Annotated in this window: 1 protein-coding gene; it reads right to left on the minus strand. The window is 69.5% G+C overall.

Going from position 1 to position 249, the window contains the following annotated elements:
• A partial coding sequence (locus AC0IYH_RS33125; protein ID WP_471838633.1) for a cation:proton antiporter domain-containing protein occupies window positions 1-249 on the minus strand: 249 nt, incomplete at both ends.

Below are 249 nucleotides of genomic sequence, written 5' to 3' on the forward strand. Positions count from 1 at the left end.
GTGTGTAGACGCCGAGCAGCCAACCCGGCGGCGCATTGGCATCCGCCGGGTTGCGGCTCATCGCGGCGAGGATGGTGATGAGCGGGACGATCGACAGGTCCTGGAACAGGAGGATCGAGAAGGCGCGCTCCCCGAACGGCGTTCGCATCCGGCCCGACGATTGCAGCATCGGCAGCACCTGCGCGGTCGACGACAGCGCCAGCGGCAGACCGAGCGCGAGCGCGGCGGGACCGGAGAAATGCGCGATCC

Source organism: Pseudomonas sp. AC463 (assembly GCF_979253585.1).